The following is a 13,935-nucleotide window of genomic DNA, read 5'->3' as shown; positions in this document are numbered from 1 at the left end:
ACACGAGTCCTGCGCAATGAACGATTCAGATCAGTCCAATCCGTCATTTTCCGCCCAACGCCGACGTGTCTTGCTGGGCATGGGCGCCGCCAGCGTCGCCCTGGCCGGCAGCAGCCTGGCGAGCCCGGCCCTGGCCGGACAAGCACCGCCCCAAGTGACCGTGGCCCCCAGCAGCGACAAGACCCAGGAACGCAACGACTTCCACGGCCAGCACCAGAGCGGCATCGTCACTGCGCGCCCCACCGCAGGAATGATGGTGGCGTTCGATGTGCTGGCCAGCGACCGCGAGGACCTGGAGCGCCTGTTCCGCACCCTCAACGAACGCATCGCCTTCCTCATGCAGGGCGGACCCGTGACCCAGGTCGACGCAAAACTGCCGCCACTGGACTCCGGCATCCTCGGTCCGGTGGTCACCCCGGACAACCTGACCATCACCGTCTCGGTGGGCGAGTCACTGTTCGACGAACGCTTCGGCCTGGCCGATGCCAAGCCCAAGCGCCTGGTACGCATGGTGGGCTTTCCCAACGACGCCCTGGAACCGGCCTGCTGCCATGGCGACCTGAGCCTGCAGTTCTGTTCCAACACCGCCGACACCAATATCCATGCCCTGCGCGACATCGTGAAGAACCTGCCCGACCTGCTGCTGGTACGCTGGAAACAGGAAGGCAGCGTACCGCCCCAGGCCCCGGCCAAGCCGGGCGAACCGGCACAGAGCGCGCGCAACTTCCTGGGCTTTCGCGATGGCTCGGCCAACCCCGACTCCAACGACCAGAAGGCCATGCAGCAGATCGTCTGGGTCCAGCCTGGCAGCGACGAGCCGGCCTGGGCCGCCCACGGCAGCTACCAGGCGGTGCGCATCATCCGCAACTTCGTCGAACGCTGGGACCGTACCCCGCTGCAGGAACAGGAAAGCATCCTGGGCCGGATCAAGGCCAGCGGCGCCCCCATGGACGGCCACCACGAAAGCCAGGTTCCCGACTACGCCAAGGACCCCCACGGCAAGGTGACCAAGCTCGATGCCCACATCCGCCTGGCCAACCCGCGCACCGCCAAGACCCAGCAGAACCTGATCCTGCGCCGGCCGTTCAACTATTCCAATGGCGTGAACAAGAACGGCCAGTTGGACATGGGCCTGTTGTTCATCTGCTACCAGGCGGACCTGGAGAAAGGCTTCATCACCGTGCAGACCCGACTCAACGGCGAACCCCTGGAGGAGTACCTCAAGCCCACTGGCGGCGGTTATTTCTTCACCCTGCCGGGGGTCACGGGCGACCAGGACTTCATCGGTCGTTCGCTGCTCGCCGCCACGGCTGCCAAGGCCAATGCCTGATCGCCCCCTACAATAACCCCACGGAAACGTCCCATGAAAAAGTCGCCTCTCGCTGTGTTGCTGACCCTTGGCTTGCTCCACGCTCCGCTGTCGGCCCTGGCCGCCCCCGCGCCCCTGGAGCTGGTGGGGCCGATCTCCGACTACAAGATCTACGTCACTGAACAGCTCGACGAACTGGCCAGCCATACCCAGCAATTCACCGATGCAGTGAAACAGGGCGACTTGGCCAAGGCCCGGCAGCTCTATGCGCCGACCCGGGTCTACTACGAGTCGATCGAGCCGATCGCCGAGCTGTTCAGCGACCTGGATGCCTCTATCGACTCCCGCGTCGACGACCATGAACAAGGGGTCAAGGCCGAGGACTTCACCGGCTTCCATCGCCTGGAGTACTCGTTGTTTTCAGAGAACAGCACCCAGGGCCTGGGCGACCTGGCCGACCGCCTGAACAAGGACGTCAAGGACCTGCAGGCGCGCGTCGCGGGCTTGACCTTCCCACCGGAAAAAGTGGTCGGCGGGGCCGCTGCCCTGCTCGAGGAAGTCGCTGCGACCAAGATCTCCGGTGAAGAAGATCGCTACAGCCACACCGACCTCTACGACTTCCAGGGCAACATCGACGGGGCGAAGAAAATCGTCGACCTGTTCCGTCCGCAGATCGAGAAGCAGGACAAGGCCTTTGTCGCCAAGGTGGACAAGAACTTCGCCGCCGTGAACAAGATCCTGGCCAAGTACAAGACTGCGGACGGTGGCTTCATGACCTACGACAAGGTCAAGGAGAACGACCGCAAGGCCCTGGTGGGCCCGGTCAACACCCTGGCCGAGGACCTCTCTACCCTGCGCGGCAAGCTGGGCCTGAACTGACTCCGCGGCCCCTGGCGGGAACCGGCATGCCGGTTCCTGCTCCATCGCTCCCCCCGCTTGCGCTGCAATTAGGCCTGGGCAGCGGTGCGTTATCCCGATAACGTGCACGCCCCGATGTTCCTCATGGAAGACCAGCTATGCCCACCCCCTCCGCCTCCAGGCCCCTCTCGCTCTTGCCGCTGATGGCGGCCTACATGGCCTGCACCATGTCGATGATGGCCTTCGTCTCGCTGATCGGCCCGATCTCTCGGGTACTGCATCTGGAAACCTGGCATGCCGGTGTGGCAGTGACCGTGGCCGGGGTGATCTGGGTGCTGCTGGCGCGCCCCTGGGGCCAGGCCAGCGATCGCTATGGCCGCCGCCGGGTGTTGCTGGTCGGGATCGCCGGCTTCACCCTGGCTTACTGGGCCCTGTGCCTGTTCATCGATGTATCCCTGCGGACCTTGCCCAGCGTCGCCGTGGCCTTCGCCGGCCTGGTACTGGGCCGCGGCTTGATCGGCGCTTTCTATGCGGCGGTGCCGGTGGGCGGATTCGCCCTGGTGGCCGACCACTTCGAACCCCAGCATCGGGCCCGGGCCATGGCCACCCTGGGTGCAGCCAACGCCGTGGGCCTGGTGGTAGGACCGGCCGCCGCCGCGCTGCTGGCCCGGCACAGCCTGAGCCTGCCCTTCTACGTCATGGCTATCCTGCCACTGCTGGCGCTGGTGGTGATGTACCGGCAACTGCCCCGCCAGGAGTTGCACCTGGCCCAGACGCCTGGCCGGGTTCGCCTGAACGATCCGCGGCTGGCCCGGCCAATGGTGGTGGCCTTCGTCGCCATGCTCTGCGTGACGCTGGCCCAGATCACCGTGAGCTTCTATGCCATGGACCGGCTGCAGATGAACTCCGCCGATGCGGCGCAGACCGCCGGGATCGCCCTGACCATGGTCGGTGTGGCCCTGATCTGCGCCCAACTGGTGGTGCGCAAGCTGGAATGGGCGCCACTGCGGATGATCCGCGCCGGCGCCCTGCTTTCAGCCGTGGGTTATGCCGGGGCGATGCTGGCGGACAGCGCCTGGAGCCTGTGGCTGGCGTTCTTCGTCTCGGCGGCGGGCATGGGCGGGATATTCCCGTCGTTCTCGGCCCTGGCGGCCAATTCGGTGCAAGCCTCGGAGCAAGGCGCCACGGCCGGCAGCATCGGCGCAGCCCAGGGCCTGGGGGCGGTGGTCGGGCCAATGGCCGGCACCTTGATCTACGCCATGGAGCCACGCCTGCCCTATCTGCTGGCGGCAGTGCTGCTGGCGTTGGTGGCGCTGTGGCCTTACCCACTCAAGCAAAGCTGATCCACTGGCCGCTGCCCTACGTCGATATCGACTTGCGCAAAGGGCCTGCGGCCCTTTGCGCAGCCTTGCAGGCGAGGCAGCGGCTACAGATTCGAGCTTGGTGTAGCCGCTGCCGCAGGCCCCGCAGGAGCACGGTGATACCCAACGCCTGAAGGGCCTAGCGGCTACAGATCAGAGGATGCGGTACAGCAGGCGCTCGATGCGCACGCGGCTGACCCGGCGCAGGAACTTGCTCACCGCCTCCGGGTAATCGGCCAGGCTGTCCAGCGACTGGAAATGCCCGATGCGCCGGGTATGGCGATAGATCTCGGCCTGCTCGGCACTGCGCGCCGCCAGCAACTCCCCCTTGGGGTCGTCCAGCAGCAGGGCATTTTCCAGGTCCAGGCGGAATGCCCGTGGGTTGAGGTTGTTGCCGGTGAGCAAGGTGTAGCGCTCGTCGATCCACAGGCCCTTGAGGTGGTAGCTGTTATCGCCATCGCGCCATAGGTGCAGGTTCAATTGTCCATTGTCGATGTACTTCTGATGCCGCTTGGCGAAGCGCCGCAGGCTGATCTCGTACAGATAGGGCAAGGCAGCGATGACCTTGAACGGCTCGCTGGGGGGGATATAGAAGTCGTTGGCGGTCTTGTCGCCAACGATGATGTCGATCTTCACTCCCCGCTCCAGGGCCCGGTTGATTTCCCGGACCACTGGCAATGGCAGGTTGAAATACGGGGTGCAGATGGTCAGCTGCTTCTGGGCCCCGGCCATCAGCTCGCAGATCACGCGGTTCAGCGGGTTGCCCTTGCCCACTCCCAGCAGCGGACTGACAGATAACCCGTTGCGCTCCAGGCTGCCGGCCGTGGTGTCGTAGGCTGCATGCTTGAGCCGGCTGCGCAGGTCGCCGATGTCATTGCGCAAGCTGCGGGTCGTCGGCAGCTTTGGCAGGTCCAGGCGATGCACCGCCCGCGACTCCACCAGGCCATGCTGCACCAGGTGATGCATGGAGTCGGCCAGGGCGCGATTGTGCAGCAGGTGATAGCGGTCGAACCGATACTTGTCGAATTTGTGCAGGTACACGTTGTTCAGGCTGGCGCCGCTGTAGAGCACGCAATCGTCGATCACGAACCCCTTCAGGTGCAGGACCCCGAACAGCTCCCGGGTCTGCACCGGTACGCCGTAGATCGGCACCACACTGGCGTGGGTGCGGGTCATTTCCTGGTACCAGGCCGAATTGCCCGGCTGCTTGCCAGCGCCGATCAGGCCGCGTTGGGCGCGCATCCAATCCACCACCACCACGATGTCCAGCTCGGGACGAGCGGCCTTGGCAGCATGCAGGGCATCGAGGATCTCCTGGCCAGCTTCATCCTGCTGCAGGTACAGGGCAACGATATAGATGCGTTGGGTAGCCTGGGCGATCTGCTCCAGCAGGGTTTGGCGAAACTGCGCCGCCCCACACAGCGTGGTGAAGGCATCGGGGGCCAGGGGAAAGCTGCGCAGCTTGGGCAGCAGGGAACGCTTGAAAAGCAACGGCATAGGGTTGGCAGTGGCTCAGATTCAAAGAGCGCAAGAGCTTACACCATGGATAGGTCGTAGTCCTCTATCTGGCCTGTACAAAGCCTGTAGTGGCCGATACACAGGCAGTCGAATTCCTGCGTGGATGAATGATTCGAACAACCCCATTGACCAAGGAGAACGATCGTTCTACTCTTTGCTCCATGAACGAAATTACTCACTCAGAAACACGCGATATCATTCTCGATGTCACCGAGAAACTGATCTACAAAAGTGGTATCGCCGCCACCGGCATGGATCTTCTGGTCAAGACTGCCGGGGTTTCTCGAAAGAGCGTCTATCGCTATTTCGACAATAAGGAACAATTGGTCGTGGCCGCCCTGGAGCGGCGCGACGAGCGCTGGATGCACTGGTACCGCAGCGAAGTGGGCAAGGCCCAGGGCTCGGCCCAACGCCTGCTGGCGCTGTTCAGCGTACTCAAGGAGTGGTTCGGCCGCGAAGACTTTCGCGGCTGCGCCTTCATCAATACCAGTGGTGAAACCGGTGATCCGCAAGACCCGGTGCGCCAGGTAGCGAAACGGCACAAACAGAAGCTGCTCGACTATCTGGTCGAACTTTGCCAGGAACATGGCACGCAACAACCTTCGGAACTGGCGGCACAGCTGCTGATCCTGATCGATGGTGCCATTACCGTTGCGCTGGTCATGGGCGATTACAGTGCTGCCGATAATGCGCAATGCATGGCGCGAAAGTTATTGGATCTCTGATCGACCCGAAGCAGTGCTACGCCTTAGTTGGAACTGCAACTTTCATTGGAGACTACCCATGTCGTCTAACACCCAAGTGCGCCCGCCGCTTCCCCCTTTCACCCGTGAATCGGCGATCGAGAAGATCCGCCTGGCCGAAGATGGCTGGAACTCGCGGGACCCGGAACGAGTATCCCTGGCCTACACCCTGGATACCCAGTGGCGCAACCGCGCCGAGTTCGCCCATGACCGGGAGCAAGCCAAGGCCTTCCTCACCCGCAAATGGGCCAAGGAACTGGACTACCGGCTGATCAAGGAACTCTGGGCCTTTACCGACAACCGCATTGCCGTGCGTTATGCCTACGAATGGCACGACGACTCCGGTAACTGGTTCCGTTCCTACGGCAACGAAAACTGGGAGTTCGATGAACGGGGGCTGATGGCCCGGCGCTTCGCCTGTATCAACGACATGCCGATCAAGGCCAGCGAGCGCAAGTTCCACTGGCCCCTGGGGCGGCGCCCGGACGATCACCCGGGCCTCTGCGAGCTGGGCCTGTAGTCGCCACGACCTTGTAGCCGCTGCCGAGCTTGCGAGGCTGCGACCAGGCCGCCAGGCCTGCAATGCTCCAGGGCCCCTGCGGCCCTGCGGGCCATGCGCAGCCTGGGGCAGCGGCTACACGAAGCATGAAGGCCACGGGGCCTTCGACGCATCAGGCCGCGGCGTCCTGCCCGGCCTGGGCCTCCAGCTCGCGTACCAGGGGCAGTACGCGGCGGCCGAAGTACTCCACTTCCTCCTGGAAATGCAGGAATCCCGCCAGTACCAGGTCCACACCCACCGCCTTGAGCTCGACGATTCGCTGGGCAATCTGCTGCGGGGTACCGATCAGGTTGGTCTTGAAACCGTCGTTGTATTGCACCAGGTCCTCGAAGCTCGACTTGGCCCAGTTGCCCTCTCCTTCCGGCGAGGCCTGGCCAGCCTGCCTGGCCGCATCACCGAAGGCCCTGACCGCCTCTGGATCGGCCTGGTCGATGATCTGTTGCAGCACCGCCTGCGCCTCTTGTTCGGTATCCCGGGCAATCACGAAGGCATTCACCCCAATCTTCACCTGATGCTGGTTGGCCGTGGCCTTGGCGCGGATGTCATCGACCTGGGCCTTGATCCCCTCCACGCTGTTGCCGTTGGTGAAGTACCAGTCCGACACCCTCGCGGCCATGTCCCGGGCCGCTCGGGAACTGCCGCCCTGGAAGATTTCCGGTCGCCCCAGGGGCTTGGGCTTGAGGCTGTAGTTGTCGAAACGGTAGAAGTCGCCCTTGAAGGTGAAATGCTCCTGGCTCCACACCCCGCGCAGGCAGCGGATGAACTCCTCGGAGCGGCGATAGCGCTCGTCGTGCTCCAGCCAATGCTCGCCGATGGCCTGGAACTCGCCCTTGAACCAGCCACTGACGATGTTCACGGCGATGCGCCCCTCTGTCAGTTGGTCGATGGTCGCCAACTGCTTGGCCGCCAAGGCCGGTTGCCAGGGCCCGGGCAGGATCGCCGCGATGACCTTGAGCTTGCTGGTGGCGGCCAGCAGCGCATGGCTGAACGCCACCGACTCATGCTGGTACTCGGCGCCGTAGCCGGCGGTGAAGCGGATTTGCGTCAGGGCGTATTCGAAACCGGCAGCCTCGGCGATCTGCGCCAGCTTGCGGTTGTAGTCGATGCCCCAGTGGGTACGCTGCGCGATCTTGCTGACCACCAGGCCGCCGCTGACGTTGGGCACCCAGTAGGCGAATTTCACAGCTTGCTGACTCATGGTTCGGTCCTCGGGACGGGAAAGGTACAGGGGTCCCGAGCAGCATGCGTGCCAAACCCGCAGCGAGCGGTCACCGCTGCCGAGCCTGCGAGGTGGCGACAAGGCCGCCAGGCCTTCAATGATCCAGTGCCCCCTGTGGCCCCGCGGGCCATGCGCAGCCTGCGGCAGCGGCTTGTATCTCGACTATCGCATCTACACACGCGATAGTTCTCGACTGATCATCGAGGAAGAGGAATGAAGCCGGGCAGCGGCTAAGGCCTTGAGCCTGCACTGTAGATTGAGCTCCTCCTCTTCAACCTCACTCGCTAAGTCCGAACGGTATCCTGAGCCCTGCATCGCACGGTAGCTCGCATCAACAAGGCTGAGACCGAGTGACGGATGATCCTTAACCCGCGCATCCGAGGAAGAGAATATGTCTAACGTCATCGGGATCGATATCGCCAAGAACACATTCGATGTCGCCACGCCTCTGCCCAACGGCAAGTACCGCACACGCGGCAAGATTCCCAACAATGCCGAGGGCTTCGCCCAGCTCGACCAGTGGCTCAAGTTGCATGCGCAGCCCGACGCCAGGGTCGTTATGGAAGCCACCAGCGTTTATCACGAAGCCCTGGCAGAGCACCTGTACCACCAGGGTTACGAAGTCATCGTGGTCAACCCAGCCCGGGTCCATTACTTCAAGAAAAGCGAAGGAATCAACTACAAGACCGACAAGGTGGACGCCAAGTTGCTGGCCGCCTTTGCCCAGGCCAAGCACGAGTCACCCTTGACGCCCTGGGCGCCGGAGCCTGTGGCGATCCGCCGGCTACGGGTCCTGCTGCGACGCCTGGACGACCTGCAGGAGATGCTGCAGATGGAACGTAATCGCCAGGAAGTGGCGGATACGGTGGTTCAGGAATCGATCCAGTCGCACATCAGCCACATCGAAAAAGACATCGTCCAGACCCGCCAGATGATCAAGCAGCATGTCGACGATGATCCCGACTTGCGGGGCAAACGGGATCTGCTGTTGAGCATCGACGGTATCGGCGAGAAGACCGCGTCAGTGATCCTGGCCGAACTGGGCGATCTCAAGGAGTTTCGTAGCGCCCGGGCCGTAGTCTCGTTTGCGGGGTTGAATCCGCAGTTGGCCGAATCCGGCAAATTCAAGGACCGCACGCTGATCAGCAAGGCTGGTTCGGGGCGTATCCGCCGAGCGTTGTACCTACCCAGCATCACCGCCATGAACATGAGTGAGCCCCTCATGGCGATGAAAGAGCGGCTGCGCGCCAAGGGTAAAGCGGGCAAACAGATCGTCTGTGCGGTGATGCGCAAGATGCTGCACATCGTATTTGGCGTGCTGAAATCGGGCCATCCTTATGACCCGAAATTGGCGCTTGCCCGGTAACGGGCAAGACGGTATCTACACGGATGCAGTGCACCACGGTAGTTTTCCGGGATCACCAGCTACCGATCAACCAGGCGGGAAAGTATCGCGGACAACGATTTGTTGCAGGGCTGTTGCCAGGGCAACAGTTGCCGGCGGGCTGGGCACTGGCCCGGCCAGCAAAACCGGAGCCATGACGGTCGGCATGTTGTGTGCAATCACCTGCAGGACCTTTTGTCTTTTCCTGCCGATTGCGGAGCCATGCCATGACCGAACACCAAGTAATCAATCCACTGTCCACCGGGGTCGACTACGAACCCCTGGCCGAGCGCTTCCGACCGATCTTCCAGCGTATCGCCACAGGCGCCGTGGAACGCGAGCAGCAGCGCGAGCTGCCTTACGAAGCCATCCGCTGGCTCAAGGAGGCGGGGTTCGGTGCGGTACGGGTGCCCGTCGAGTACGGCGGCGGTGGTGCCTCACTGCCCCAGCTGTTCCAGTTGCTGATCGAATTGGCCGCGGCCGACGCCAACCTGCCCCAGGCCCTGCGTGGGCACTTCGCCTTTGCCGAGGACCGGCTCAACGCGGCTCCAGGGCCCGGGCGCGACCTATGGTTCAAGCGCTTCGTCGCGGGGGACATCGTCGGCTGCGCCTGGACCGAAATCGGCGCGGTGGAGATCGGCCAGGTGCTGACCAAGGTCAGCCCCCACGGCAAGGGCTGGCGGCTGGACGGCGAGAAGTTCTACAGCACCGGGAGTATTTTCTCCGACTGGATCGATGTCTACGCCCAGCGCAGCGACACCGGTGAAAACGTGATTGCCGCCGTGCGCACCCGCCAGCCAGGCGTCGAGCAGAGCGACGACTGGGACGGCTTCGGCCAGCGCACCACCGGCAGTGGCACCACCCGATTCACCCAGGCCGAGGTGGAGGCCGACAACGTCATCGACTTCGCCACCCGCTTCAAGTACCAGACCGCCTTCTACCAACTGGTGCTGCTGGCGACCCTGGCCGGTATCGGCCGCGCGGCCTTGCGCGACGTCGCCCATGAGGTACGGGTACGCCAGCGCATCTATAGCCATGGCAATGCACCACGAGCCAGTGCCGATGCCCAGGTGCAGCAGGTGGTGGGCGAGATCGCAGCCCTGGTCTATGTCGCCGAAGCCGCCACCCTGCGGGCCGCCCTGCCGGCGCAGCAGGCCTACCTGGCACGCTTTGCCGGGGACCCGGCGCAGGAACAGCAGGCCAATGTGGCAGCGGAGATCGAATCGGCCAGCGCCCAAGTGGCGGTCACCGAGCTCGTCCAGCGTGCCACCAGTGAGCTGTTCAATGCCCTTGGAGCCTCGGATGTGCGCCGGGGCAAGGCCCTGGACCGGCACTGGCGCAATGCCCGAACCGTGTCATCGCACAATCCGGCGATCTACAAGGCGCGGATCGTCGGTGACTGGCACATCAACGGCACCGAACCGCCGTTCGCCTGGAAGATCGGCAACGGGCCCAAGGCCTGAAGCGGCTGCAACTCACCCTTGGCAGGGTGTCGGGCCAGGACCTTGGTCGCAGTCGCACCAGGGCGCGGGATGCAGGTAAGATGTCGAACTTTCGCGCCCCCTGCGCTCCCGCCGAAATAAGCCGACTCCATGCCCTTCGATCTCAGCGTTGACCTGACCACCCTCGCCGTTCTCGCCCTCGTGGCCTTTATCGCCGGTTTCATCGATGCCATTGCCGGCGGGGGCGGCCTGCTCACCACGCCGGCCCTGCTCACCGCCGGCCTGCCACCGCACCTGGTACTGGGCACCAACAAGCTCAGCTCGACCTTCGGCTCGGCCACCGCCAGCTTCACCTTCTATCGGCGCAAGCTGTTCCACCCCCGACAGTGGATGCACGCCATCATCGGCACCCTGGTGGGCGCGCTGGCCGGGGCCATCGTCGCCCACTACCTGCCCGCCGAATGGCTGAACAAGATGCTGCCGGTGATCGTCTTCGCCTGCGGCCTGTACCTGCTGTTCGGCGGCACGCCCAAGGCACCGCTGGACAGCGACGCACCGATCAAGAAGAAATGGCAATCGACCCAGGGCTTCAGCCTGGGCTTCTACGATGGCGTGGCCGGTCCCGGCACGGGCGCGTTCTGGACGGTCAGCAGCCTGCTGCTCTACCCCATCGACCTGGTCAAGGCCAGCGGCGTGGCGCGCAGCATGAACTTCGTCAGCAACATCGCGGCGCTGGCGGTGTTTGTCTTTTCCGGGCAGGTGGATTGGATCATCGGCCTGAGCATGGGCCTGTCGGTGATGGTCGGGGCCTTCTTCGGGGCACGCACCGCCATCAGCGGTGGTGCCAAGTTCATTCGCCCAGTGTTCATCACCGTGGTCCTGGGCCTGACTGTGCGCCTAGCCTGGCAGCACTGGTTCAGCGTGGCCTAAGCGACGGGCCACATAGAGGTCGATCAGGTAGCGGGCAATCGAGCGCGACGCTGGCAACGGCGGCAGCGCGTGCACATTGAACCACTGGGCATCCTCGATCTCGTCTTCCTGGGGCAGGATCTCGCCACTGGCGTACTCGGCATGGAAGCCCAGCATCATCGAATGCGGGAACGGCCAGCACTGGCTGCCCACGTACTGGATGTTGCGGACTTCGATGCTCACCTCCTCGCGGACCTCGCGGACCAGGCAATCCTCTGCCGACTCACCGGGCTCGGCAAAACCTGCCAAGGTGCTGTAGACCCCGGTGACGAAACGTGGCGAACGCGCCAGCAGGATCTCGTCGCCACGGGTAATCAGCACGATCATGCTCGGCGAGATCCGCGGATAGGCCCGCAGGTCGCAGCCCTGGCAGTACATGGCACGCTCGAGCGGCACCTGCACCGTGGGTTTCCCGCAACTCCCGCAGAACCGGTGCTCCCGGGCCCAGGTGCCGATCTGCGCCGCATAACCGAGCACCTTGTACAGGGTGTGGTCGCTCTCCAGCATGAAGGCCCGCAGGCCTTTCCAACCACAACCTTGCACGTCGGCACGGCCACTGAGCTCCAGCAGGTACACCGGCTCGCCATCGAGGTGGCCGATGCCGTGCTCGGCCAATACCGGCAGGTCCTGGCTCTTGAGCCAGTGCCGGGGGAACAGCGCGCCGTTGTCATCGTAGAGAAAACCCTCCGGGCCACGGGCCACGGCCCAGCCGCCGGGAAGGTCGGTATCGAGTACTGCGGTGCTCCAGCGTGCAATCATCTTCTATCAGTCCAGAAATTCGGGTTTCTGTTTGCTCATGTGGGCGGCGATGGCCACGCGCAGGTCGTTGGACTGGAGCATCGCAGCGTTCCAGGTGGCGACGTATTCCAGGCCATCGTCGATACGATGGTCGCGCATGTAGCTGAGCATTTCCTTGGTGCCGGCCACGGCGATCGGCGACTTGGCGGCAATCTCCCGGGCAATCTCCATGACCCCGTCCAGCAGGCCCGAGGCATCGGCGAAGGTGCGATTGACCAGGCCGATGTCGAGCGCTTCCTCGGCGCCGAAGGTGCGTCCGGTGTAGGCCAGCTCACGCAGCATGCCGTCACCGATGATACGTGGCAAACGTTGCAGTGTGCCGACATCGGCGGCCATGCCGATATCGATTTCCTTGATCGAGAACTGCGCGTCGGCAGCGGCATAACGCATGTCGCAGGCGCTGATCAGGTCGATGGCACCACCCAGGCAGTAGCCCTGGATCGCCGCCAGTACCGGCTTGCGGCAGTTGTCCACGGCGTTGAACGAGGATTGCAGTTCAAGGATCTTGCGTCGCAGCAGGCGCGCGTTGCGCCCCACGTCCTTGCCCAACTCATTGGCCACCCCGGCCAGCAGCATCAGGTCGATGCCCGAGGAGAAATGCTTGCCGGCGCCACTGAGTACCACCACCCGGACCGCGTCGGTATCGTCGACCCAGCGGAAGATATCGACGATCTCGGTCCAGAACGCGGCGTTCATGGCGTTGATTTTTTCCGGCCGGTTGATCTGCACATGGGCGATGTTATCGGCGAGTTCGACACGAAAGGCTTGGTATTCGGACATGGCGACGATCCTTCTCTGGTCAGCAAACAAGGGCCGAACTATAGCAAGCGGCAACCGCGCCCCGTAAGGCAGCGCATTGGCCAAAAACAGGACTGGGCCTGGCCTGCTGCCTTATTCGGTGATCGGTTCAGGCCTGCTTTATCGCGTAGAAGGCAGCGGTCTCATAAGGCACGGTCACCTCGCGGCTGTCCCGCAATTGGGGTTCGCTGGCCACCAGCTCGGCGAGCTGTCGCTCCAGCGCATCGCGTTGGTCCTGAGGCAACGCGGCGATGAAACTGGTGGAGCGCACGCGATTGAAGATCACATCTTGCGCGGGCCCCGTGTGCCCATGGCTGAAGTGCTGCTCCTGCAACGGTCCGAAACCGGGATGGGGAAAGGCCTGGCGCCAGGCCCCGGTGTAGTAGCGTGGCGTGTCGCCCTGCAGGGCATTGACGATGCGTTCCAGGTGCGCCACCCAGGGCACTCGCGCATCGCGCTGGTTCCACACCAGCGCCAGCTTGCCATTGGGCTTGAGCACCCGGTGGATTTCATCCAGGGCCTGGTGGCTGGCGAACCAATGAAAGGCCTGGGCACAGGCCAGCACATCCACCGAGGCGTCACGTAGCGGGATCGCCTCGGCGCTGCCATTCAAGACCTGGGCATCGGGATACTGCTGCGCCAGCTTGGCACGCATCTGCGCCACAGGCTCCACGGCAATCACCTGGGCGCCGGTCGCCAGGAGTCGTGCAGTGAACTTGCCAGTACCGGCACCCAGGTCCACCACTACCCTGCCCGGCTGCAGCTCCAGCACCTGGCGCAACCAGGGTTCCAGCTCAGGCGGATAGCCGGGTCGGCCGCGAGCATAGGTATCGGCCGCCTGCTTGTAGCCATCGGCCGCAGCATGATGAATGGGCCGGTCGTTCATGAGGCACCTCCTGGTCAGGGGAAAGCGCCGTTGAGAATAACCCCTGCACGCCGCCGGCCACATGAAATTAATGTCAGCACCACACTGCCGG

General features: G+C 63.7%; 13 protein-coding genes. 8 read left to right on the top strand and 5 right to left on the bottom strand.

Annotated elements, in window-relative coordinates; all coding sequences use genetic code 11:
* The first annotated feature begins 16 nt into the window (after nucleotides 1–16).
* The 3 genes from efeB to I9018_RS14130 all read left to right on the top strand — a co-directional run bounded on the left by efeB (nucleotide 17) and on the right by I9018_RS14130 (nucleotide 3,510).
* Nucleotides 17–1,330, top strand: a complete 1,314-nt coding sequence (gene efeB / locus I9018_RS14140; protein ID WP_241109839.1) for an iron uptake transporter deferrochelatase/peroxidase subunit — start codon at nucleotides 17–19, stop codon at nucleotides 1,328–1,330.
* A gap of 33 nt (nucleotides 1,331–1,363) precedes the next feature.
* Entirely contained in the window at nucleotides 1,364–2,188 is an 825-nt protein-coding gene (gene efeO, locus I9018_RS14135; protein WP_241109838.1) for an iron uptake system protein EfeO, read from the top strand.
* A 137-nt stretch (nucleotides 2,189–2,325) separates the two neighbouring features.
* A complete protein-coding gene (locus I9018_RS14130; RefSeq protein WP_241109837.1) occupies nucleotides 2,326–3,510 on the top strand; it encodes an MFS transporter in 1,185 nt (394 codons plus the stop codon).
* A 171-nt stretch (nucleotides 3,511–3,681) separates the two neighbouring features.
* Here I9018_RS14130 and pssA read toward each other — a convergent pair whose 3' ends face one another.
* Entirely contained in the window at nucleotides 3,682–5,025 is a 1,344-nt protein-coding gene (pssA, locus tag I9018_RS14125) for a CDP-diacylglycerol--serine O-phosphatidyltransferase (protein ID WP_241109836.1), read from the bottom strand.
* A gap of 182 nt (nucleotides 5,026–5,207) precedes the next feature.
* Here pssA and I9018_RS14120 point away from each other — a divergent pair, with 182 nt between their 5' ends.
* Nucleotides 5,208–5,771, top strand: coding sequence for a TetR/AcrR family transcriptional regulator (locus I9018_RS14120; protein WP_124348347.1), 564 nt, complete (start codon nucleotides 5,208–5,210; stop codon nucleotides 5,769–5,771).
* A 58-nt stretch (nucleotides 5,772–5,829) separates the two neighbouring features.
* Complete coding sequence (locus tag I9018_RS14115; protein ID WP_241109835.1) at nucleotides 5,830–6,309, top strand: nuclear transport factor 2 family protein; 480 nt, start codon at nucleotides 5,830–5,832, stop codon at nucleotides 6,307–6,309.
* A gap of 151 nt (nucleotides 6,310–6,460) precedes the next feature.
* Here the strand turns inward: I9018_RS14115 and sfnG are convergent, their stop codons facing one another.
* Entirely contained in the window at nucleotides 6,461–7,546 is a 1,086-nt protein-coding gene (sfnG, locus tag I9018_RS14110) for a dimethylsulfone monooxygenase SfnG (protein WP_068588358.1), read from the bottom strand.
* 412 nt (nucleotides 7,547–7,958) lie between these two features.
* Here sfnG and I9018_RS14105 point away from each other — a divergent pair, with 412 nt between their 5' ends.
* The 3 genes from I9018_RS14105 (at nucleotide 7,959) to I9018_RS14095 (ending at nucleotide 11,323) form a co-directional block, all read left to right on the top strand.
* Nucleotides 7,959–8,933, top strand: a complete 975-nt coding sequence (locus tag I9018_RS14105; RefSeq protein ID WP_241109834.1) for a transposase — start codon at nucleotides 7,959–7,961, stop codon at nucleotides 8,931–8,933.
* Between the two features lie 245 nt (nucleotides 8,934–9,178).
* Complete coding sequence (locus tag I9018_RS14100; RefSeq protein WP_241109833.1) at nucleotides 9,179–10,414, top strand: acyl-CoA dehydrogenase family protein; 1,236 nt, start codon at nucleotides 9,179–9,181, stop codon at nucleotides 10,412–10,414.
* 129 nt (nucleotides 10,415–10,543) lie between these two features.
* On the top strand, nucleotides 10,544–11,323 hold the full coding sequence (locus I9018_RS14095) for a TSUP family transporter (RefSeq protein WP_068588353.1): 780 nt from the start codon (nucleotides 10,544–10,546) through the stop codon (nucleotides 11,321–11,323).
* On the opposite strand, the gene nudC is transcribed toward I9018_RS14095, so the two are convergent.
* From nudC to I9018_RS14080, 3 genes are all read right to left on the bottom strand, one after another.
* Nucleotides 11,291–12,121 (bottom strand): NAD(+) diphosphatase, encoded by an 831-nt coding sequence (gene nudC / locus I9018_RS14090; protein WP_068588351.1) that lies wholly within the window; start codon nucleotides 12,119–12,121, stop codon nucleotides 11,291–11,293. The two genes, I9018_RS14095 and nudC, sit on opposite strands and share 33 nt — an antisense overlap.
* A 6-nt stretch (nucleotides 12,122–12,127) precedes the next feature.
* A complete protein-coding gene (locus I9018_RS14085) occupies nucleotides 12,128–12,940 on the bottom strand; it encodes a crotonase/enoyl-CoA hydratase family protein (protein ID WP_241109832.1) in 813 nt (270 codons plus the stop codon).
* 127 nt (nucleotides 12,941–13,067) lie between these two features.
* The gene (locus I9018_RS14080) at nucleotides 13,068–13,844 is read right to left on the bottom strand and encodes a class I SAM-dependent methyltransferase (protein ID WP_241109831.1); all 777 of its coding nucleotides are present in this window, start codon (nucleotides 13,842–13,844) and stop codon (nucleotides 13,068–13,070) included.
* Between the last annotated feature and the right edge of the window lie 91 nt (nucleotides 13,845–13,935).

This window comes from Pseudomonas sp. MPFS, from assembly GCF_022537035.1.
GTDB classification, from domain to species: Bacteria; Pseudomonadota; Gammaproteobacteria; order Pseudomonadales; family Pseudomonadaceae; genus Aquipseudomonas; species Aquipseudomonas sessilinigenes.
The sequence above is the reverse complement of the archived record's forward strand: the minus strand, read 5'-3'. Positions and strand labels throughout refer to the sequence as shown.

Coding starts and splice junctions, on each gene's coding strand:
- I9018_RS14100 (WP_241109833.1), top strand. CDS start 9,179: ATGACCGAACACCAAGTAATCAATCCACTGTCCACCGGGGTCGACTAC.
- efeB (WP_241109839.1), top strand. CDS start 17: ATGAACGATTCAGATCAGTCCAATCCGTCATTTTCCGCCCAACGCCGA.
- efeO (WP_241109838.1), top strand. CDS start 1,364: ATGAAAAAGTCGCCTCTCGCTGTGTTGCTGACCCTTGGCTTGCTCCAC.
- I9018_RS14085 (WP_241109832.1), bottom strand. CDS start 12,940: ATGTCCGAATACCAAGCCTTTCGTGTCGAACTCGCCGATAACATCGCC.
- I9018_RS14130 (WP_241109837.1), top strand. CDS start 2,326: ATGCCCACCCCCTCCGCCTCCAGGCCCCTCTCGCTCTTGCCGCTGATG.
- sfnG (WP_068588358.1), bottom strand. CDS start 7,546: ATGAGTCAGCAAGCTGTGAAATTCGCCTACTGGGTGCCCAACGTCAGC.
- I9018_RS14115 (WP_241109835.1), top strand. CDS start 5,830: ATGTCGTCTAACACCCAAGTGCGCCCGCCGCTTCCCCCTTTCACCCGT.
- I9018_RS14080 (WP_241109831.1), bottom strand. CDS start 13,844: ATGAACGACCGGCCCATTCATCATGCTGCGGCCGATGGCTACAAGCAG.
- I9018_RS14105 (WP_241109834.1), top strand. CDS start 7,959: ATGTCTAACGTCATCGGGATCGATATCGCCAAGAACACATTCGATGTC.
- pssA (WP_241109836.1), bottom strand. CDS start 5,025: ATGCCGTTGCTTTTCAAGCGTTCCCTGCTGCCCAAGCTGCGCAGCTTT.
- nudC (WP_068588351.1), bottom strand. CDS start 12,121: ATGATTGCACGCTGGAGCACCGCAGTACTCGATACCGACCTTCCCGGC.
- I9018_RS14095 (WP_068588353.1), top strand. CDS start 10,544: ATGCCCTTCGATCTCAGCGTTGACCTGACCACCCTCGCCGTTCTCGCC.
- I9018_RS14120 (WP_124348347.1), top strand. CDS start 5,208: ATGAACGAAATTACTCACTCAGAAACACGCGATATCATTCTCGATGTC.